Annotated in this window: 13 protein-coding genes; 8 read left to right on the plus strand and 5 right to left on the minus strand. The window is 43.2% G+C overall.

What is annotated here, in order from left to right; translation table 11 throughout:
* Positions 1-9 precede the first annotated feature (9 nt).
* From LCH52_14200 to LCH52_14210, 3 genes are all read left to right on the plus strand, one after another.
* Entirely contained in the window at positions 10-870 is an 861-nt protein-coding gene (locus LCH52_14200) for a sulfide/dihydroorotate dehydrogenase-like FAD/NAD-binding protein (GenBank protein ID MCA0389638.1), read from the plus strand.
* Between the two features lie 25 nt (positions 871-895).
* Positions 896-2,320 carry an NADPH-dependent glutamate synthase gene (gene gltA / locus LCH52_14205; protein MCA0389639.1) on the plus strand — a complete coding sequence of 475 codons (1,425 nt, stop codon included), beginning with the start codon at positions 896-898 and terminating at the stop codon, positions 2,318-2,320.
* Between the two features lie 419 nt (positions 2,321-2,739).
* A complete protein-coding gene (locus tag LCH52_14210) occupies positions 2,740-8,793 on the plus strand; it encodes a hypothetical protein (protein ID MCA0389640.1) in 6,054 nt (2,017 codons plus the stop codon).
* Between the two features lie 596 nt (positions 8,794-9,389).
* Here LCH52_14210 and LCH52_14215 read toward each other — a convergent pair.
* The 4 genes from LCH52_14215 to LCH52_14230 all read right to left on the minus strand — a co-directional run bounded on the left by LCH52_14215 (position 9,390) and on the right by LCH52_14230 (position 14,653).
* Entirely contained in the window at positions 9,390-11,831 is a 2,442-nt protein-coding gene (locus LCH52_14215; protein MCA0389641.1) for a hypothetical protein, read from the minus strand.
* A 124-nt stretch (positions 11,832-11,955) separates the two neighbouring features.
* The gene (locus LCH52_14220) at positions 11,956-13,245 is read right to left on the minus strand and encodes a T9SS type A sorting domain-containing protein (GenBank protein ID MCA0389642.1); all 1,290 of its coding nucleotides are present in this window, start codon (positions 13,243-13,245) and stop codon (positions 11,956-11,958) included.
* Between the two features lie 94 nt (positions 13,246-13,339).
* Positions 13,340-14,110: a YjbH domain-containing protein gene (locus LCH52_14225; protein MCA0389643.1), complete on the minus strand. Its 771-nt coding sequence runs from the start codon at positions 14,108-14,110 to the stop codon at positions 13,340-13,342.
* Positions 14,111-14,290: 180 nt separating this feature from the next.
* Positions 14,291-14,653, minus strand: coding sequence for a hypothetical protein (locus tag LCH52_14230; GenBank protein ID MCA0389644.1), 363 nt, complete (start codon positions 14,651-14,653; stop codon positions 14,291-14,293).
* A 292-nt stretch (positions 14,654-14,945) separates the two neighbouring features.
* Between LCH52_14230 and LCH52_14235 the strand changes: the two genes are divergently transcribed.
* The 5 genes from LCH52_14235 (at position 14,946) to LCH52_14255 (ending at position 20,364) form a co-directional block, all read left to right on the plus strand.
* Entirely contained in the window at positions 14,946-16,763 is a 1,818-nt protein-coding gene (locus tag LCH52_14235) for a tetratricopeptide repeat protein (protein ID MCA0389645.1), read from the plus strand.
* Positions 16,760-17,560 carry a DUF4292 domain-containing protein gene (locus LCH52_14240; protein ID MCA0389646.1) on the plus strand — a complete coding sequence of 267 codons (801 nt, stop codon included), beginning with the start codon at positions 16,760-16,762 and terminating at the stop codon, positions 17,558-17,560. Before LCH52_14235 ends, LCH52_14240 begins: the two co-directional genes overlap by 4 nt.
* Positions 17,561-17,575: 15 nt before the next feature.
* Positions 17,576-18,907, plus strand: coding sequence for a peptidoglycan DD-metalloendopeptidase family protein (locus LCH52_14245; protein MCA0389647.1), 1,332 nt, complete (start codon positions 17,576-17,578; stop codon positions 18,905-18,907).
* A 63-nt stretch (positions 18,908-18,970) separates the two neighbouring features.
* On the plus strand, positions 18,971-19,204 hold the full coding sequence (locus LCH52_14250) for a 4Fe-4S binding protein (protein ID MCA0389648.1): 234 nt from the start codon (positions 18,971-18,973) through the stop codon (positions 19,202-19,204).
* Positions 19,201-20,364, plus strand: coding sequence for an NAD(P)/FAD-dependent oxidoreductase (locus LCH52_14255; GenBank protein MCA0389649.1), 1,164 nt, complete (start codon positions 19,201-19,203; stop codon positions 20,362-20,364). The genes LCH52_14250 and LCH52_14255 overlap by 4 nt, the downstream gene beginning before the upstream one ends.
* 198 nt (positions 20,365-20,562) lie before the next feature.
* Here LCH52_14255 and LCH52_14260 read toward each other — a convergent pair whose 3' ends face one another.
* A complete protein-coding gene (locus LCH52_14260; protein MCA0389650.1) occupies positions 20,563-22,845 on the minus strand; it encodes a TonB-dependent receptor in 2,283 nt (760 codons plus the stop codon).
* Positions 22,846-22,964: the final 119 nt, after the last annotated feature.

Raw genomic sequence — 22,964 nt, forward strand, 5'->3', positions numbered from 1 at the left:
GGTAGGTTAATGTTTAAGATAGTTTCAGCACAGTTTTTGGCACCCGAAGTGAAGAAATTCGAAATTGAGGCACCAAAAATAGCCGCAAAAAGAAAAGCAGGTCAGTTTGTTATAGTTAGAATTTCGCCGCAGGGTGAGAGAATTCCCCTAACAATTGCAGATTCCTCAATCGAAAAAGGAACGATAACGATTATTGTTCAGGGAATCGGAAAAACAACCAAAGAGATCAACTCTCACGAAGCCGGTGATTCGTTTCTCGATGTGGTGGGACCCCTCGGTCTGCCTTCCCATATAGAAAATTTCGGTACAGCCGTCAGCATTGGTGGCGGGGTCGGAACAGCAATTGCTTTCCCGACTGCAAAAGCCCTCAAGGAAGCCGGCAATCACACTATTTCCATTATTGGCGGTAAGACAAAGGAATATGTCATCCTCGAAGACGAACTGCGTGCAATTTGTGATGAAGTTTTTGTTACCACTGACGACGGAAGCTACGGCTATCATGGCTTCGTCACAGGGAAGTTGAAAGAATTGATCGAATCGGGACGGAAAATCGACTTTGTCCTGGCAATTGGACCCATCCCGATGATGCGGGCAATAGCCGAAGTGACCAGACCATACGGAATAAAAACTGTTGTCAGCTTGAATCCTGTAATGGTTGATGGAACAGGGATGTGCGGCGGTTGCAGAGCGGTTGTTGGCGGTAAAACGGTTTTTGTATGTGTTGACGGACCCGAATTTGACGCACATGAGGTTGATTTTGACCTCCTGATAAAAAGAAACAATACCTACGGAGCTGAAGAGAAGGACTCACTCGAGCACCACATCTGTAACATCGACAAACAGTATGCGGAAGCAGTAAAAACATTTTAAGACCCTTTATTAATAAAGAGAAACAATGGCAGAATTAACAAAAAAAGAGAGGATGCAAATCCCTCGCCAGCCGATGCCTGAGCAGGACCCTCAGACTCGTAATAAAAATTTTACAGAAGTAAATCTTGGATTTACGGAAGAACTTGCGAAACTCGAGGCTGAAAGATGCCTTCAGTGTCCCAAACCAAAATGTGTTGAGGGATGCCCGGTTGGAGTAAAGATTAAAGATTTTATTCAGCTTGTCGCCGATGGCGAGTATCTTGCAGCAGCCGCAAAAATCAAAGAAAACAATGTCCTTCCTGCTGTATGCGGTCGTGTTTGTCCACAGGAAGAACAGTGCGAAGCCAAATGCGTTACCGGTGTAAAGGGTGAGTCCGTTGCCATAGGTCGCTTGGAAAGATTTGTAGCTGATTATGAAAGGAATACCGTTGGAATTCGTGCCGCTGAAATAAAAGAAAAATCGGGCAAAAAAGTTGCAATTATCGGTTCAGGACCTGCAGGTTTGAGCTGTGCCGGAGAGCTCATTCAACTGGGACACGATGTTACGGTTTTTGAAGCACTTCACGATGTTGGCGGGGTGCTTATCTATGGTATACCTGAATTTAGACTCCCAAAAGAGATTGTAAAAGCTGAAGTGGATGCCCTTGAAGCTCTCGGAGTGGAATTCAGAACAAACGCAGTTATCGGATTCACCGATACAATCGATGAGTTGATGACCACTGAGGGTTATGATGCTGTTTTTATCGGAGTGGGTGCAGGACTTCCTTACTTCATGAATATCCCCGGTGAAAACTACAACGGAATTTACTCTGCCAACGAGTTCCTCACCCGGGTCAATCTGATGAAAGCCTACAAGTTTCCCGAATTTGATACGCCTGTTTTTGATGTTAAAGGAAAAAATGTTGCTGTTTTTGGTGGCGGTAACACTGCCATGGATGCAGTAAGAACTGCAAAAAGACTCGGTGCCGGAACCGCTTCCATAATTTACCGCAGAAGTGAAGTGGAAATGCCGGCAAGAATAGAAGAAGTTCATCATGCAAAGGAAGAGGGGATTCAGTTTGTAATGCTGACCAATCCTCTCGAGTTTCTGGGTGATGATGCAGGCTGGTTGCACGGAGTAAAACTTCAAAAGATGGAGCTCGGCGAACCTGATGCATCCGGCAGAAGAAGACCTGTGCCCGTTCCCGGTTCGGAATATGTTATGCCAATCGACATGGCAGTTATAGCTATCGGTAACGGCTCAAACCCGATAATCAAGAAGACCACACCAGATATCGATTTCAACAAATGGGGAAACATCCTCGTTGATGAAGCCACAATGAAAACATCAAAAAAGGGTGTCTTTGCCGGTGGTGACATTGTCACGGGTGGTGCAACAGTTATTCTTGCGATGGGTGCGGGACGAAAAGCCGCCACCGCGATTGATGAATTTCTCAGGTCCGGCTTATAAGTTCTTAAGAGCCCGCGGATACACGCAGATTAAACTGATTTCCGCAGATATATTGAAATGGTTCCACTGATTTCACGGATTAATCACGGATTCCACGGAAGACTTTTGAATCTATTGTGGCGACAAATCTTTACCAATCCTCCCCTCTCATTTCAGGAGAGGGGCCGGGGGTGAGGTAATAAATACTTTCAAACCTCAAACCTCAAACCTCAAACCTCAAAAAAACTCCCCTTTTTTTGATAAAATTGCGCAATCTTATCATAATCAAATAGAATAATACCTAAAAAGTATAATATATTTGAATCGAGTTCTTCAAAGTTCTTTAAAAACATTTTGTATTTCATTTTCTGAACTGCAACAGTTCCGGCCGTCCTGCTGCGGTTTAATCATTTTTTAATCAAAAATTATCCGGTGAAATCATGCGATCAACACTACTTGCTACAATCGTTGTTATTCTTCTTTTGTCTGTAACAGTTAACGGACAGATGAATTATGTGATGGAAAAGACCACAGGCACTTACACCACACTGACTGGTGGAAATAATTTCCGATACATTTCAAATCCCGCCTTTCTGAATGAAAATTTTTCATTGGCAACACCAATTGGATTCTCATTTAATTATAACAGTCAGGTTTTTGATTCATTTCAGGTATCAACAAATGGTTTCATCAGAATGGGATCGGGTCTGGGTTCCTCCGGAAATACAAACTCCCTTAACAGTCTGATCAGAAGGATAATAGCTCCTCTTTGGGATGATCTTCAGGCTCAGGACACAAACAGCATACAGTATCTGACTTCGGGAACAGCCCCAAACAGGGTTTTGTCCGTCGACTTCAAGAGGGTAAAATGGAGTACTGGTACGGGTTATTCGAGTTTTATGATAAAATTGTATGAAACCACAAATGTCATAGAATTCATATACGGCACCATTAATCCCGCTCCCTCGATATCGGTGACAATTGGAATGTCAAGCAACCAGGCAATTAACGCTTCAGGCTCAGCAACCGGAACTAATGGCTTTCTTTCCGTTAACATAGGAGCTGATTCACTGAATCCATCGTATCATCAGAGCATGAGTCTAAGCTACGATAACATTCCCAAAACCCCGCTTCCGGGTACTCTTCTCCGATTCACACAGGTTTCCACACCGATAGCAACAGGGACATATACAGTCGGAGCAACCGGCGATTTCAAAACGATAAGTGATATGGTAATCGCACTGAATACAAGAGGTATTTTGGGCCCGGTTACATTCCTTATTCAAAACGGAACTTATGATGACTTCATGCACCTTTCGCTGATCAACGGCACTTCGGCTACAAACACAATTACAATAAAACCTGCAAACGGGGCGACTGTAACCCTTTCACCCACCAATGGTTCGTTTTTGACAAATCAAATTGGACCGTTCGCAGGTGAAGCTATACTTCGCCTCGCAGGTGTTTCATATACAACCATTGAGGGAGTAAAGATTGTTCATGATCCCCGAAATACCACTACAGCCACGAGATTTGAACATGCAATAACAGTAACAGGCTCTTCAGTTTCCATAGGTACAGTAATGACCAGCATTGGTTCCAAATACAACACCTTCCGGAAAATAGAAGCAAACATGGCTATGAGCACGAGCTCGACACCATATGGTGTTTCAACCGGAATTATTCTGGGTGCGATAGGCAGTAATTTCACCGACTCAATAGCATCTGTCAGTTATAACACATTTGAAGATATAAAAATTGAAGATTTTGGAGCGATTGGAGTATATTTACTCGGAGCAAGCGACACAAATCCCGATACCGGTAACAAAATTACAGCTACAACGGGAAGAAATTTTATTGGCAATGTCAATTTTAGCGGAACTTCCGGCGTAACAACCGCACATGGGATTTTCGCGTACAAACAGAAGGACCTGACGATTGAAAAAACAGATATTGGTAATATTCTTATTTCAACCTTTGGTGGTGGAAACACTTCAGGAATTAATCTCAATTCGATTGATGCTCCCACATTCGCCAATCAGGGAGAAGTAATTGTAAGAAACAACCGTATCTTCAACATAAAGCAAAACCCGATTCCATCATCTCCTGCCGCTACCTCGGGTGTAACAACGGGTATCCTTTCAAACAGAGTCAGTACAGGATCGACTGTAACCATTTCGGGGAACGAGATATATAATCTTGAGTCAAACATGCCGGGAAACTCGACAAAGGTGAACGGAATACTTTGTAATGCCGGCACTTCCAACTCAATTATTGAAGTGGCAATTACAAACAATGTTATTTCAGACCTTAAGAGCTCGAACTCCATAAGTTCGGTGGCCACCGTAAACGGGATCGAAGTGAAATCACCGACGGGTGGCGGTTCAAATATAAAACTTGCTCACAATACAGTATTAGTGACTAATAACCTTTCTGTTTCTGCCGTGGTATATTCCACCTGCCTTTATCTGGGAGATGTGGGATTAGGAAAAGTCGATCTAAAGAACAACATTTTTATAAATAATTCGACCCCGGGAACAAGCGGGCAAGGCACTGCTGTATTAATCGGTGCCGTCAACACCTCAGGTTTTTACAGAATTTCCGATGAATCAAACTACAATATCTATTATTTTGCGGCACCTTCACCCAACAGGGGTGTATCAGCAATCGGAACTGTGCTGAATAGAACTCTCACAGATCATGTGATTGCTCTCTGGAATGAGTCAAGGGAGGGTACCAGAGACTACAATTCCACTTTTTCTACCATTCCTTTCATTAATTCAATGATTACACCATTTGATCTTAGAGTGAGCACAACCACTCCGACACAAGCGAGCAATGCAGGAATTCCTGTTGCGGGTGTTACTACCGATTTGGACGGTAATGTGAGAAGCTCGACCTCACCCGATATCGGCGCATTTGAATTTACCGGAATTGATAATGACAAAACCTCTCCGTATCTCTCAATGAAGCCATTTTCTTCTTCGGTTCAACTTGGACAAACGCTCACATTTAAAGCCGCTGTCAGAGACAGAAACGGAGTGGCGACAGCCGGCAATTCTCCCAGAGTCTGGTTCAAAACAAAAGGAGCGGTTTCGTTTGTCTCGCAGGCGGGAACACTTGTCACTCCCGATACAGTCTCGTTTACAATTGATCCGGTACTTGCAAACGCCTCAGCGAACGATACCCTTCAGGTCTATATCGCCGCCCAGGACAATCTTCCATCACCAAATGGTGGGACATATCCTTACGGTGGCGCTGGAATAAATCCACCCGGCGGCACTTCACCCGAAACCTTTTATGAACTCGCTGTAATGGCCGGACCACTTTCGGGTAACTATACAATCGGGCTGACTGCTTTCAACAGGGTTACAGGAAAAAACCTTTACTTCAAAACCAACCCGGCTTCGCCTGCAAAAGAGCCTGTTCTGATGGAAGGAGGAAATCCTTATCAGGGGTCTCTCTTCGCTTCAACGGGAACGGAGGCTGTCTATGCCACGATGGCTGCGGCAATTGATGATTACAACCGGAGAGGTATTTCTGCAAACACGAACTTTCTTTTGGTTGACACAGCATATGTAAACGCAACTGCTTTAGGTCTGAACACGATCTCAACCTTCACTCCATCGGAAACAGCAAAACTGAGGATCGCTCCGGCTGCAGGGGTAAACACAACTATAAGGGGACCCCTTGATGCATCGATTTTTTACATTTTCAATTCATGGATCGAATTTGACGGCTCAAATACACCCGGGGGTTCCACCAGGAATCTTACGATTTTACTCACCGGAACAAACCAGGGTTCGGGTGGCATTATTGCTGCCGGAAGAGGGATTGTACTGAAAAACCTTAATATCGGAAGTGCCGATACCCTAAGTGGAACCGGAATCTCCCTTAATTTTGCAAAAAATTCATATGTGACAAATAACTTTTTCTACTCCCTTTCGACCGGTATTCAAGCCTGGAACGATTGCGACTCGATTTATATTTCGAAGAATATCATAGGTGGTACAAATACAGGTTTAAGAATTGGCAGGGAGGGTATTTACATGCGGACCACAAAGAACTTCAGGATCACAGAGAATATAATCTCCGGAGTAACAGGCAATGGTGTGAACGCAGTATATGGGATATATTTTGTAAATCCTGCAGCGGTTGCATCTCCGATAAACGGTTTGATTGACCGAAACCACATTCATGATGTCACACATACAGGTTTGAACACAGACGCTCAACCGGCAATCGGAATTTATCTGGCTCCGAACAGCCCTGAAGCAGTTATTACAGTTACCAACAATGTTATCTCGAATATTCTCTCCGGTCAAAAAAATGCAGCAAATGCGATGACCAGCGGAATCTTCATTCAGAATGGCGGCGGGATAAATGTAATAAACAATTCGATCCGGCTTGCCGGTCAGATTACTCACAATCAGCCTTCTGAAACATATTCAAGTTGTATTTTTGTGAACAGCCCCGGAACAACCGGTATAAACATCATGAACAATATCCTTTCCAATAGGATAAGCAATCCTGCCGGAGGAAACGGAACGCATTTCGGTGTATGGACCCGGTCTGCTTCAAGTTTCACAAATTTTAATTTCAATCTTTTCGACACGTCTCCCGGGACGGGCAGACTGCTTTATCTTGCGGGGACATTTGTAAATAACAGGGACAGTATCTTCACCCTGCTTGGCAAAGGAGATTTTTCATTTGTTAACCAGCCTGCATTTGCCGATACCGTTTCACTCGCCATCGACACACAGAATCCGGATGCTGCATTCACTGATGCTTTTGGTTATCCAACGGGTGTGGCTCAGGACTTCAACGGGAATCAGCGGAGTGTGGCTCTGGGAACGGGTCCCGTTGATCTCGGTGCCTATGAATATGATATGACAGTTGAGCCACCGTTGGTCGTGCCCAATCCGCCACCAGCTCCCGGTGGACTTTCAACATACGAGCTCAATGGTGTTGTGATTGCTCAAATCCAGTGGGGTACAACCGGAACACTTCCTTCAAATATGACTCTGGCGTATTTTGGTGAAGATCCACAACAAACCGAGGATATTAAATACTATTTTGGGAAGTGGAAGCTTGTAGCCACGGGCGGGTCCAATTATAATTACACACTTAAGACCCGAATTTCACCCTCCTCCGTCGGCAATTCTGATACGAGTGCATTAAAAGCAATAGTTTTCACCGACAAATGGTATTTGACAGGAACATCCATTAAGACAGGTGACTTTATCTCCACATCGGGACTTACCGCCGGCGGACTCTACAGTCTGGTTGATGCAAGTTTTATCGCCCCGGTGCCCGCATCGCCGGCAAACAACCAGTTGGTGAACAGCACAGTCACACTTAAATGGTCAAAAGCGAACTTCCTGTTGCCTGTTCTGAGTAAGCCGGGAAACTCAAAAGGTCTTGATCCTGAAGGGTCTGTTACAACCTATTCTGTTCAGTTGTCATCAGATTCACTTTTTACATCACCTGTGCTGCAAACAACAGTTGATACTTCAATTACGCTCAGCAATCTTCCCGAAGGAGCTGTAAGGTACTGGAGAGTGGGAGTTACGGAGAAGAATTTCTTTACGGGTTACTCAAATCATCTGGTATTCAGGGTGAAACTTAACACCCCTTCAAACCTTTCGGCAGTTTCAACACAATACAACAGAGTAACGCTGACCTGGTCGGATAACTCATCTGCAGAGGCGAATGTTGTTCTCGAGAGAAAATCGGGTGATTCCACCTCGGCGAACAACTATTCTGTGGTTGCCACGCTTCCTGCAAACACCGTCGCCTTTCAGGATACAACAGTTTCGGGAAGTACAGGTTACACATATCGTGTGAAAATGACCAGTCAGGGCTCAAATTCCGACTACAGTAATCAGGCACAGGTCGTCACATTGGTGCCCGTCGAACTCTCATCCTTCACTTCATCTTTTGAGGGAACGGGAATAAAATTGAACTGGGTTACAGCTTCCGAGAAAAACAACCGTGGCTTCGAAATCGAGAGAAAATTGAATGGTGACTGGCAAAAGATAGCATTCATTGAAGGCAGAGGCACCACAACAGGCGTGAGCAATTACGCTTATGACGACAATTTGAGATTCATCTCGTGGAAAGGCACCATTTCCTACAGGCTGAAACAGATTGATTTTGACGGTTCCACTGCTTTTTCACCCGTTGTCGCAGTTGAAGTGGACCTGACACCGACGGAATTCGCCCTGTTCCCCAATTATCCGAATCCGTTCAATCCATCTACCGTAATCAAGTACGCTCTGCCATCCGACAGCAAAGTATCGCTAAAGGTGTACAGTCTGAATGGTGAATTGCTGGCAGACCTGGTGAATTCAAATCAGCCGGCAGGATATCACGATATGGTCTTCAATGCGGCTAATCTTTCATCCGGTGTCTATCTCTATGTGATCGATGCAGCACCCCTGAAGGGCGGAAACTCCTTCCGTCAGGTGAAGAAGATGGTACTCATGAAATAGCTATTTAGCTATGATCTATTAGCTATGAACTATGAGATGCGGTAATTAGCCCTTTAGGGCGACATATGTGTAGAATAGCTATGATCTATTAGCTATGAACTATGAGCTGCGGTAATTACCCCTTTAGGGCGAAATATGTATTGAGGACGCAGATATCCGCAGATTGAATGTGCCGAAGGCATCCCTCTGGGAGATTTTCGCAGAGGGGAAGCCCTTCAGGGCGAAATATGGGTGGAACGAGGCACCCAACATTAAAAGAGCCCTTTAGGGCGACATATGTGAAGAATAACTATGATGTATGAACTATAAGCTGTTGTAGTTGAGCCCTTTAGGGCGACATATGTTAAGAATGTGGCACCCAACATCAAAAAAGCCCTTTAGGGCGACATGTGTGTAGAACCAGTGAACAATCCCAGGAAAGCCCTCGGGGCGGCATGTGTGTAGAATGTGGCACCCAACATCAAAAGAGCCCTTTAGGGCGACATGTGTGTAGAAACTGCCCCACAAAAAAATATTCCATAAGCCGGGGTTAAAACCCCGGCCTATTGGTTCTATTTTTCTTCAGCAATTCAGCCTTCATCCCTCAGCAATTCAACTTATTTCATCAACGCCATTTTAATGGTGAGCGACTTCGTTCTGCCCGAAACGGTATTTGTGCAAAGCACCTGACAGAAATACATGCCCGATGATTGGGTCCCCATCTCGATATCCTGCTCGAAATTACCGTGAGGGAGGATACCTCTGTCAATCTCTTTAACCAGCTCTCCCATAGGATTGAAAACCCTGATTACCACCTTGTTCTCTTCGGGGAGTGAAAATGTAACCTTTGTAGATGGATTAAAAGGGTTTGGGTAGTTCTGATTGATCGCATAGTTTCCAGGTACATCACCAAGGAGGACTTCCACTTCCTTCGAGTATTCGAACTGACCATTATAGTCAATCTGTTTCAGGCGGTAATAGAGAATTGCAGGAGCTTTCGGCTCATAGTCGTCATAACCGTAATAGATTTTACGGGTTGAGGTTCCTGATCCCTTGGAAAAAGCAATCTTTTTCCAGTCACCGTATTTGTTTCTTCTTTCGATCTCAAATCCCAAGTTGTTGGTTTCTGTTTCGGTTGTCCAATTTAGCATTACTTTGTTGTCGAACGGAAATGCAGTAAAAGAGGAGAGTTCTACGGGGGTGTTACCGCGGTTATTGGTGATCCAGATGCTTCTTCTTCCTCCTCCACCTGCGATGGCAATACCGTTAAGGTGGTCGAACATGTGTACTCCCGCAAGAGAGGATAATCCTGTGGAAGGAATTTCATTCATCTTCCACATCTTTCCTCCGTCGTATGTTGAGAAGAGTTTGTTTGCGATCAAATGGTAATTTAAAGAGTCGCTGCAGAAAACATATCGTGCACCTGACATTTCAGCTATTGATACAAGCTCAACTGTTGTTCCACCATCATGTGTTCTGTAAACCTGTTGGTTACTCCCCACAAAAAATCCGTTATTACTGTCATAAAAATTGAACTGGTAAACACCAAAAAGTGAATAACCCAATTGGACCCATGTATCGCCGTGATTAGTGGTTTTATATACTTTCCCGTTTGCCGCATAACCTGTTCCGTCACTAAACATCTTGATCATCCTGAAGTATTCACCTCCGGGTGAGAATTTTGTAACCCATGTTTGTCCATCATCGCTACTGGAGATTAGTTTGTTGTTTGAGCATAACCAAAAATTACCATTCGGTGATACCTCAATATCCATAATGAATTCTAATGGCAAGGAGGCATACCATTGATAGTTCTTACAGATTACATCAGTTTTATAGATTTCTGTTGTACTTGCAAGATATACCAATGTATCTGAGACGATTTCCAAATTCATCGGAGTAAAAAAAGGAAAATATTCCGTTCGCCAATTTTCACCTCTGTCCGATGATATGTAAATCTTGTGATGTGATGAGTAACTTGAATTATTTCCGATTATGACATACCCGGGATCCAGAAAATCGAATCCTCTTGGGTTTTGGTAGGTTTGCTCCAACCTTAGGTCCCACGGCTCGACTATGTTTTCATTAGAGGCTAAAAATACAGATCCCACACCGGAAACAAAAACTTTGTTGTTCATTATCTCAATGTCAGTACCGCTGTAGAATTTCTCGGGATAATCACCCGTGGACCAGTTCTGACCCAAATCAGTTGTCATCAATATTCCCCGTCCGGTCTCAAGGATTGTGAGGGCGGTGGTATCGTTTAGTAATTTAATATCACTCGCTATTCCTCTTATTGTCGTCAGTGAAAAATCCCTGACACTCCAGGTATCACCCCCATTTCTTGAGATGGCAATAACGGGTGCGTAAGTACTGGATCCGAAGCCGCCAATCCATTTTGCTCCCCCCAAGATAATCAAACTATCAGCAATAGTATCAATCGACCATCCGTCGCTGAATCCAGATGGAAAATTCAATTGGGTGAAACTCCCACCACCGTCGGTAGTGTGATACATTTTGTCGCCACATAGCCATCCATCCTGAAGATTAGAGAACCGAAATCGGTTGATGCCGGATGTTGTCAAATTGATGTTCACCCAGTTAACTCCTCCATCGTAGGTTCTCAACAATGAATCAGACTTAATCCCTCCTGTTGATTTCCTTACAAGAGCATAGCCATCGTTGGCACCAAAGAACTGAATTTGTTTTACTTCACTGAATGTTGAGGGAACAGAGAAGTTTGTCCAGGTTGCCCCACTATTAGTGGTTTTGAAACCGTTTGATCCGGAGTAGCCAAAAACGATAATTGTCTGTTCGTCCAAAAAGTTTACAGCGGCTGCGGCAGTAAGAGCTATCGGGTTAAGAATTGTCCAATTGCGACCACCATCATAACTTCTAACCACAAAACACGAATCGGCTTCGAGAATGGCTGTAATATTCAGTGTATCGCTCATATAGAATTCAACAATACTCCCATTCAGCGGATAAAAATTTGCAGCAACCCACTGACTATAAATGAGCGAACTCATCACAAATAATAAAACTATCAATCTTTTCATTTTTAATCTCATTTTTTTATTTCGAAACATCACCAGTAACAGGGCAATAGTCCCACGGATTTCACGGATTAAGCACGGAATCCACGGATGGGTTTTTCAGCCTTCATCTTTAAAAGATTCATCCTCATTTCATCAACGCCATTTTAATTGTAAGCGACTTCGTTCTGCCCGAAACGGTATTTGTGCAAAGCACCTGACAGAAATACATGCCGGATGATTGGGTCCCCATCTCGATATCCTGCTCGAAATTACCGTGGGGGAGGATACCTCTGTCGATCTCTTTAACCAGTTCTCCCATTGGATTGAAAACCCTGATTACCACCTTGTTTTCTTCGGGGAGTGAAAATGTAACCTTTGTAGAGGGATTAAAGGGATTTGGATAAGCCTTCAAATCGATCGAAACGGGAATTTGGGGTTCATCCTCTGTGATTCCGACTGAAGGGTCATAACTCAAGGTATGATAACCGGTTGATGAAGGATGATAGACCAACTTCGGTCTGTAAAATTTATCGCGAAGTGTAAATCTGTATTTAAATTTGTAACCGGCTTTCATTTTGACACTGTCGAGAAACATGCTGACAGCTGTTACCGGGGTACCAGCCTCAATGGCTGTTTCATAAGCGAGAGTAGAATCGGTGCCGTTTGTGTAATACCATCGGATGAACAGCGAATCGTTAAAATTGATTTCAGGTATATACTGTGAATAGAGGATGTTGACATTGTGTGTAGTGTTCACCAAGAATGTCTTGTAGAAAACTGAAGTCGTGGTTTCAGGGGTGTATGTGAGCAAGGGTGCCCATGTTTGAGTTTTGTAAAGTGTATCGCCATTTTGATTGAATCTTATTAAATTGAAGGTCGCCCAGTCATCACTAAACCCTCTCCCGTTTGAAATTGAATAGGAAGTGTACCTTTCGCGGAGGCCAAGTCCTCTTTCTACGCGATATTCAGTCGACTCGCCACCCTGAGCGTGTGATTGATAATACTCGTAATATCTAACAGAGTCGCTTCCGGTAACGGTAATATTATGAGATGTATATTCACCCGGAAACTGCCCAACAAAACTTGAGCCCGGAGGGATATTAAAATCGAGCATCATAATTTTAGTACTGTCTCTTAAGAAGTATAGCTTGTTATTTGCTTCATCCATCCCAAAATAAATACTTGGTCCAGCGCAATAGCCTTTAAAAAATCTAATTCCATCCTTATCCACCATGGAACTAACCGATGTTTGATGGAATGATTTTGTCATTGTTGAGGAGCCATATTCCCAGGAATTGGCTGTGTAAATGTACTGTTCCTTGTCATTGGGAGACATAACAAAAAACGGAGTGGTTTGGGCATGGATATTCAATGAGAGAACCGGCACAAGTAAAAAGATGCCGGTTAACAGGCGGGATAATATTTCCTTTTTCATAAGAGTCTCAACTTTTTTTATTGATCTTTTTTGTGACCAATAAACTAATTGACTGTTTTAGCAGTCTCCGTTAGTTCCCTGCAGGGATATGAGTTCAGAGGATTCTTCTGGTGAACTCGAATTTTATGCCCCTGTCGGCAGTTGATGGAGACCATTTTTTATTGTTCAGGAGGTCGCGGAAATCGAATCCGAGAGAGAATCCTTCTGCGACTGCCCATCTGATACCGGCATGAAGATAACCGTTCCCTTTGCCGTATCGATCATTGGTATTATCATTGAATCCAAAGTTGTACTCAACCATAACACTGACATTGGAGCCGATTGTTTTTTCGGCACCAAGCATAATGTTGGTGAACCCGTCACCATCCTTCTGCTCGAAAGAGTAGTTTACTGTACCGTGCAGACTTAAATATCCGAGCAGTTTGTAGTTCTTGCTCACAGCGGCGAAAATACCGGGAGATTTAATCTCGTATCTGCTTTCGGAAGAGAAATATCTCCCTTTCCCCTGAAGATCGGCACCCACAGCTATTGAAGGAAGTGAGAGGCTCTCATCAATTATCTTAAATCTGATATTCACACCGGGGTATTTATACCATTCCACTTCGCCTGAACCAATAAGATTTTCGCCTCCGTAGGATATTCCAAAACTCAAGTTATCAAAAACGCCTACATCCAGTCTTGTAAGGAGCACACCCCCAGGCATAAGGTCGGAGCCAACACTTACATACCCTCTTTTAAGCACTCCGGCAGTCGGCATGTCGATAAGGAAACGGGGTTCAAAATCGAGTTTTTCACCGGCAAGAATCTGCGAGTAAACGGGCAGTGACAGCAAAACAGCGAATACAAGGGCGAGTATCTTCTTCATTCAGCGATTTCTAATTTTTTGACACAAGTAATCTACAAAATTTTTTTGAATTTGATGTGATATAATTGGGTAGCAATAGTTCCACGGATTTCACGGATAGATTACAGATTCCACGGAATTCAAACTTCAAGCCCTCAGCCTTCGAAACTTGTCTCTGTGTCCTCTGTGGTTTTAACAAAATCAAGGTTTAACCGTAAACTCAAAGAGAGTCGGTTTGAGTGCATGTTTTGGTGTGACGAGAATTTTTATCTCCCCCGGACTTGTAAACTTCAACGAGAGGCTGCCGGTAAACGACTCATCCTTTTCAATTTTTAGAAGCCCCAATCCCTCCCGGATTTCATAAGTAAACGGAGCGTCCCGAAAGGGAGGTCGAAAGCCAAGACCGTTCACAGCGTTCGCCGAAATAGTGATTGTATCATCAATTTTTATCTCATTTTTTACAGGACTTAAAGTTACTTCGTAAATTGAGAAAACGAATGAATGCAGAAGAAATGCCATTATCAAAAAAATGGCTATTATTGCAGCTACTATAAACATATTCATGGAGATTTTCATTTCGCAAGTTTAATTAACAGTCAAAAAATATCATTTGAGAGTAAATGTAAACAAAAAAGATTACATTTTAGCTCTTTAAAAGGTCGGATATCCTAATAAATTATTAATCGCTAGTTCTTCAAACGGTTGAGATTGATGTTCATCTTCCTTCTTTTCCCTCATTTTCGTTACCTTTCGAATGCAAATTTTTGGACTTTTATTCTTTTAAAAAATCGCCAAATTGCATAATTACCCTTTATTAATTAATTCTTACTTCCAAAGCCCGTTAAAATTTGTGAAAATGAAATTTTTGTCCCCTCTTTTCCCCCTGTTCTCTGCTCTGTTTATCTTCGGCTGCAGTTCCCCGGTCATAAAGGTCGAAGAAACTGCACCAAAAGAGAAAAATCATCCGGTGGCGAGAGAAGTATCACAAAGGGACGCTTTGGAGAATTTTATAGCCGGCACGGGTTTTGAAGCAAAGGAAGACTGGTTTCTTGCGGTCAATTCCTATCTGAAGGCTTACGAATACGACCCGGCTCCCGGAATTTCCTGGTCGATAGCCAGATGTTACTACTGGCTTGGGAAACTCTCGCAGGCTCTCCCGTATGCCAGGGAGGCGGTTGAAAAAGATGGTGCAACGAGGGATTATCACTATCTTCTTTCCGATATTTATCTTTCAGGAAGACAGTCCGACTCGGCAGCTCTCGTGATGCAGAATCTGATTGAAAAATACCCGGCAGACTACAACAGTCTCTACCGCCTTGCAAACATATATGAAAAATCGAAGCCTCTTTCGGCAATTGAAGTTTACAACAAAATTCTCGAAGAAGAGCCTGAAGACTGGAATGCATACATACGGCTCGCCGACCTTTACGACAAGACAGGAAATAAAGAGAAATCGACGGAAGTGCTGGAGCAGTTTCTGGAGTTTAATCCCTCAAGTGTGGAGCTGAGAGAGATTCTCGTCAATTACTATATCAAGCTTAAAAAATATGACAGAGCTCTGTTTCATATTGACCAGATTTTACAACTTTTCCCGAATAAAACAGCCTCACTACAAGCAAAAGCTGAAATTTTTGCGGAACAGAACAACTACTCTGCGGCAGCGGATTCCTATCTTAAACTGGTAAACGACCCGCTTGTTAATCTTGAATTCAAAATGAATGTCGGGGCTCTCTACTTTGAGCAAGGGGTGAAGGATACAGCGCTCCTTAAATTCTCCGATTCTGTTTTCTCAATCGTTGAGAAAGATACTGTCTTCTGGTTCACTAATTTTTACAAGGGTGCGCTCGCAATAATGGCGAAAGATACCGTAAAAGCCGGCGAGAGATTCGGGAAAATCGTTGGTGATTCTTTTATGTATCTACAGATCTGGCAGAGAATCGGGGGTGTGATATATGATGCAAAACGATACAAGGAAGCGGTATTTGTTTTGAACCATGCTCAAAATTCCTTTCCCGAGGATTTTCTGGTGAATTTTTTTCTGGGTTTGTCGTATGCCTTGATGGGGGAATATGAAGCCTCGGAACCGTTCCTTTATAAATCGACTCTATTGAATCCGAAGGAAGTAAATGTCTTTTCTGCATATGCATTTACTCTCTCAAGATTGAAAAAAGACGAACTTGCCATAAATTATTACAATAAAGCTCTGGCTCTTGAGCCAAAAAATGTGGAGCTGCTAAACTCTCTGGCAATAGTTTACGATGGCTCCGGAAATCAGGCTAAAAGCGACAGCCTTTATTCCCTCTCACTGCAACTTGACCCGAAAAATGCTCTGGCAGCAAACAATTTCGCTTATTCCCTTGCAAAAAGAGGAACAAGGCTCGATGAGGCATTGAAGTTTGCTGAGCTTGCCCTCGCAATCGATCCGAACAGTCCCTCGTATCTTGACACATACGGATGGGTGCAGTTTAAACTGGGGAACTATGACACAGCAAAAGTTTATATAGAAAAGGCTTTGGGAATGGATGGCAATAATCATGAATTGCTCGACCATTTTGGCGATGTCCTCTCGAAGCTCGGAGACAGGGAAGGAGCGATTCTCTACTGGAAGAAAGCTCTCGATCTAAAAAAAGACAATGAAACAATCAAAAGAAAAATTGAAAGAGGCGAACTTTGAAAAAGTTTTTGTTTTTTATCATTTTTATCCTCCCTCTGATGTTGATATGGCAGGGGTGTGCCACCGTAAATGATTCAGGTGATGAAGAAAATGAAATTATTGACGGCAACATAAAGCCCGAACGGCTGATCAAAAAGATGGAAGCCAACAGACGGAAAATAAGGTCGTTCAACGGCAAAGGTGAGATGCATGTTCAGACTCCCGAAATGGATAACTCGGCATTCTTTCAGTCGATTCTAAAAAGACCCGATTCACTCAATATTAATGTTTACGGTCCTTTTGGTATCGAGCTCGCCAATGTCCTCCTTACGGAGAAGGAATTCAAGTTCTATGAGTCATTGAACAACAATCTCTATAAGGGAGGTGTTGACAACATTGCACTCAGGAATATTTTCAAGGTTGATCTAAGTTTCGATGACATCAGGGATGCATTTGCGGGCACCGTAAATCTTACAAAAAGGTTATATACCCAGCCAACGGAATTCAAGTTTGACAAAGGTTATTTCAATTTGACCTATGCAGACAGCCTCTCGGGAAATCTTGTTTCGTATAAAATCAAACTGGACGGACTTGCAACCGAAGCATATTCGATTAAAACCAAAAAAGGGGAAATCCTTGTCGAAGCAAAATACTCCGATTTCCAAAAAATTGAAGGAGTAATGCTCCCGAAAAGCATCGAAGTAAATGCGCCGAAACTGAAACAGTCTCTTCAACTGACTTATCAGACCATGCAGGCGAACAAAGAGTGGATCATAGAATTTCTTCCACCGGCTGATGCAACGGTAATTGAGTACTGATTTTAAACCAGAAAAATGACAAAAAACTCCTTCTTTCGTCCGTTTCTTATAATTCTGGTGCTGTTCTCCGTTATTCTTTTTGACGGACACAACCAGCAGCCAGATATAAAAAAGAAAAAGGATGAACTCGCTTCTCTTAAAAAAGAGATCGAATCACTAAAGGATGAGTTAAAAAAGGCATCGGGCGAGGAGAAGAAAACCTATGAGTTGATCGAAAAATTCAACAGGCAGGTTTTCCTCTTGAATAAACTTGTAAACGGACTTCAGGCAGAGGAAGAGAAAAAATCGGGTCAGATTGGTGAACTCGAGGAAGAAATCAAAAATCTCGATACACAAATAAAGGATTTGCAAAATTTTTATGCCCGCTATGTTGTCGCTGTTTATAAAGGTCTGATTAAAGACAAGTGGCTCTACATCCTCAACTCTTCCTCTCTCGATGAAGCACTCCGGAGGCACCGCTACTTTAAGGCATTTACTGAGAGGGGAGCCCGTGTGGTTTCCGATCTTAAGTCATCGGTGGAGCGGCTTGAATTGGCGAAACTTTCTCTGGAGAGCGAAAAAAAGGAGAAGGCGAAGATAATTGCCCTGAAAAAAGGAGAGGAGAGTGCCCTGAAGGAGAGCATCGATGACGAAAAAGAGATGCTGAAGGAGATCGGGGAAAATAAAGAGGCACTAAAAAAAGAGCTTGAAGCAAAAAAACAGTCGGAAAAGAAAATCGGATCCATCATAGATCAGTTGATAGCCAAAGAAGAGAAAGCAAAGAAAAACAAAACAAAAAATAAAAACACTCCCAAACCTTCCGATAAAAAGAGTGACAAAACAGTTGACAAGACTGCCGAAAATAAAAAAGAGAAAAAACCCGATATAAAAGGTGCCGAGGAAGATTCTGATGCGGATATAACGGGAGGCACAGCAGTCGAGGATTTCGAAGAGCAGACCGTAACAGGAAAAGCATTTTCATCGCTTAAAGGGAATCTGATGAAGCCCGTATCGTCGGCTAAAATATTCAGAGGATTTGGTGAAAACAAAAACGAGGAACTTAAAACAGTCACCGTAAACTATGGCATCGACTTCAAAGTGGAGGGGTCTCAATCCGTAAAATGTGTTGCTGACGGCATCGTCTCTGCAATTGAATGGCTGCCCGGATACGGAAGCGTAATAATTATCACCCACACCGAAGGGTATCGCACCGTTTACGGGCACCTGAGCAACATCTCCGTTCGAGAAGGGAAGAAAATCTCCGGTGGTACCGTAATAGGAAGTGTCGGCAAAAGTCTCGAGGGTTACATTTTCCATTTCGAAATCTGGAAAGGAAAACAGAACATTAATCCCTCCAACTGGTTTTAAGAAGCAGAGAATCGAAATAGCGGAGTATCCGAGTCACAGGTTAGAGAAAAACAAAGAGAAAGAATGATCGACGAAGAAAAGTACAGAATGGCGAAAACAGGCAGGTTGATGATCGACATTATACCCGATAAATGTGATTTTTGCGGGTGCTGCGTAGGTGTATGCCCTGAGGACGCCATTGAACTGAAGGAAGCTGAGATTTTTATTATTGATCCAAAGTGTACGAACTGTTCAAAGTGTATCTGGAGTTGTCCTATTGAAGTGATAGAATTCAAGCGGGAAGGGGTGCTAAAATGAAAAAAGAGTATGATATTGTAGTCGTCGGTGGCGGACCCGCCGGTTCGATGGCAGCGAGATATGCTGCCGAAAAGGGGGTTTCAGTTCTTGTTTTGGAGAAGGACAGGGATATTGGATACCCCGTAAGGTGTGGCGAGGCAATCAGCCGCAAGGGGGTTGAAGAATTTATAGAACCCGATGAAAAATGGATAGCTTCGCACATCACAAAATTTTCAATGAACTCTCCCGATGGCACCGAAGTGGTGCTTCCACTTCCCGAGGAGGGGTTTGTGCTCGAAAGAAGGATATTTGACTACGAACTCGCAAAAACCGCAGCAAATGCGGGAGCGGAAATCCTCACCAGAGCCTATGTAAACGGACTCCTTTTTGACGGTGATGCCGTCTCGGGGGTTAAATATGAGTTCCGTGGTGAACAACATGAAGTGAAGGCAAAAGTTGTTATAGCCGCCGACGGGGTTGAATCCCGTGTCGGAAGGTGGGCGGGACTAAAAACCCACATCGATTTCAGGGATATGGAGTCGTGTGTGCAATACACCATTTCCGGAATAGATGTTGACCCGAACACAATTTACTTCCACTTCGGAAGCAATGCAGCTCCCGAGGGATATCTTTGGGTATTTTCGAAAGGGAGTCACTCTGCCAATGTCGGACTGGGTGTGAGCGGAGCAGTTGGGAAGAAAAAATCGGCTCTGAAGTATTTAACAGATTTTATGGACCGGCAGTATCCTGATGCCGCAATTCTTACTTCAATCGCGGGGGGTGTCCCATGTAGTGTCACCCTCGATAAAATTTCCGCTCCCGGAATAATTCTTGTCGGGGATGCAGCGAGACAGGTGAATCCACTTTCAGGTGGAGGGATAGCCTCGGGAATGATAGGAGGAAGTATCGGTGGAAGAGTTGCTGCTGAATCGGTTCTGCAGAACAAACCCGCACATCTTCTCTCCTATGACAAGGAATGGAACGACCGCCTTGGGAAGCGTCACGAAACTTTTGACAGAATAAAGAACGGAATCTATAACTTTTCTGACGAAAAATTCAATTCGATTGCTCATTCATTTGCAAAAGTCCCCGATGACAAGAGAAGTCTGGGTAATCTCTTCAAGACTGCCCTGATTCATAATCCCGGCCTGCTGATCGATGTGGCAAAAGTGTTTTTGTAGGGGTAAAATATAATACCGCAAAGGTCGCAAAAGGTGTAATAAACCACAGAGTCCACAGAGAGCACAGAGTACCTCTCTTTAAAATCTTTCTCTGTGAGCTCCTTGTGCTCTTTGGTGAATTCCCTTCTCTGTGAGCTCTGTGTGCTCTGTGGTTCCAAATAATTTCTTTGCGTTCTTTGCGTCCTCTGCGGTTAATAACTAGAACTCTAAACTGACACCGATGGAGGGAAGGATACCAATGGTTCCGCCGCCATCTTCTTTTTTCTCACGCCTGTCCCATCTGTAGGCGAAGACATTCTTTTTGTTGTAGATGTTCTCAATATCGATGTAGGTAATCAAAGTTACACTTTCGAAGAACCATTTTTTGTCAACTCTTACATCGAGAGCATGTGCATCGGGAAGTTTCGCAGAGTTATAGTTTGAAAGTGACTGCGTACCATCCGGGTTAAACGGAGTGTAGGGCGCACCACTGGAATATCTGAATTTGAAACTTGCCTCCCATGACTCATCAAATCTGTAGCCGCCTGAGAGATTAAATAGCCACTTCTGATTGAATTTTCCCTGTCTTGGCACACCGTCAAAGGCGGTGTTTTCGATCTCTGAATATGTCAGGCTTAAGAGACCATAGAGGGGAATTTCAGATAACTTTTTCTGGGCTGAGAATTCAATTCCTTTTGCATTTCCGACACCCGAACTTGTGAGTGGTTCAAAACCGAAAGATTCGAAATTGTTGTCAGATCCTTCAAATCCCGCTCCCGTGTTTGAGAGTACCACATAGGGTCTTGCAAGGCTTGTGGGATAATCTTTGTAATTTTTGTAAAAACCCTCCAGTTTCAGAAGAGCATCCTCACTTACGCGGTGTTCTATTCCGAGGACATACTGGTCAACTCTTATCGGTCTCAAATCGGTATTCCTCGCATCAGCAACAAGCCAGATATATGAAGGTGACTGGTGATAGACTCCCGTTGAGAAGGATATACCCGTTTCAGGGTTAAATTTGTATTCGATCGAGAATCTTGGACTTAATCTCAAGCCGTTTGAAATACCGCTGAATTCGTCGAGTCTGAAACCTGCATTAAGCAAAAGTCCCGCGGTGAATCTGTGGGTAACATTTGCAAAAGCACTGTATTTATAGAAATTCTTCGAGGTTTTTACGGAATCAACGGGTAAAATCTCCCCAAAAGAAGTTTTGAACTTCGGAAGTTTTATATCAAAACTTGTTGTGATATACTCACCCTGAAGCCCTGCAGTCAGTTCGGTAATTTTCGAAAACTGATGAAAGAATTCGAAACGGAGTTTGTTTTCTGCCTCTCTTGAGATGTTCCTGAATATCGGATTAAGGAGTGAATCACTCTGTTGGGAATCATAATCAACATAGTTTCTTGACATTACGACTTTGTAGTAACCCTTGTCCATCAGGTTGGTGAAGGTAATTCCCGTTCCGTACTGGGTCTGATCGCTTCCGAGGATTCTTGAGTTGTTATATCTCTGATCTTCTGTGTCATTGAAAAATTTCACATTATCGAACGCTCCGATGAATAAATACGATATCTTTTGTTTATTGTTAATGTTTACATCATACTTTGCAAGCACATCATAATATTCGGGTACGAAGCCGAATCCCGCTGCCTTGAAAATAAAATCGAGATAACTTCTGCGCGCCGAAAAGATAAAATTCGAGGATTCTGAAAGTGGTCCTTCAAGATTCAGTCCAAACTGGGAAGCGGAAATGGTGGCTTTCCCCCCGATTTTATCGCTTCTTCCGTCTCTAAGATCAATTTTCAAAACTGATGAAAGTTTGTCACCATAAAGTGAGGAGAACCCGCCTGTTGAGAACACTGATTCTTTTACGAAATCGAGATTCACAAAAGAAAGGGGACCGCCTGTTGCACCTTGTGCCCCGAAATGGTTGATATTGGGGATTTTTATCCCGTCAAGAATGTAAAGGTTTTCTGAAGGAGCCCCGCCTCTTACAAGAAGGTCATTTCTGCCCGCAGATGCCTGTGCCACACCCGGAAGAATGGAAAGGGCACGAACCACATCTTCAAATCCACCCGGCGCTCGTCGCAGCTCTTCATAAGAAAAGGTGGTTGTTGAATTCAAATCGGTCGGTGGAGTGTAAAAATAGTCGGAAGTGATGGTAACATCTTTAAGTTGAAGCGATGTCTCCTGCAGTTCAATCTGAATTTCAGTCGGTTTTGTGTTATTTACCACCACATCGGCAACAGTGATTGTGGCATAACCGATCGCGGAAACCCTGACCTGATAAACATTGGGTGTCAGTCCGTCAATCGAAAAAGTACCATCCTCGTTTGAAGTTGCTCCCTTTTGTGTCCCCAAAACCACCACGGTAGCAAATGGTACAGGCTGTTTAGTGGCGATGTTTATAACTTTCCCCTTTATCATTCCCATCATGGGGTTGGCGGAAACTCCGATTGAAAAAAGTAAAATAATAAAAGCGATTTTTTGTAAGGTTCTCATTTTCATCCATTAGTTTAATTGAAGTTGTAACATCTAATTTTTTCGTTAAGTTCAATAAAGAGAAATATATTGGGATTTTTAGAATGCTTTATATATTTTCCTTTTCCGTACCCTTGGTT

It is taken from the genome of Bacteroidota bacterium, assembly GCA_020161395.1.
Classification (GTDB): domain Bacteria; phylum Bacteroidota; class Ignavibacteria; order Ignavibacteriales; family Ignavibacteriaceae; genus UTCHB3.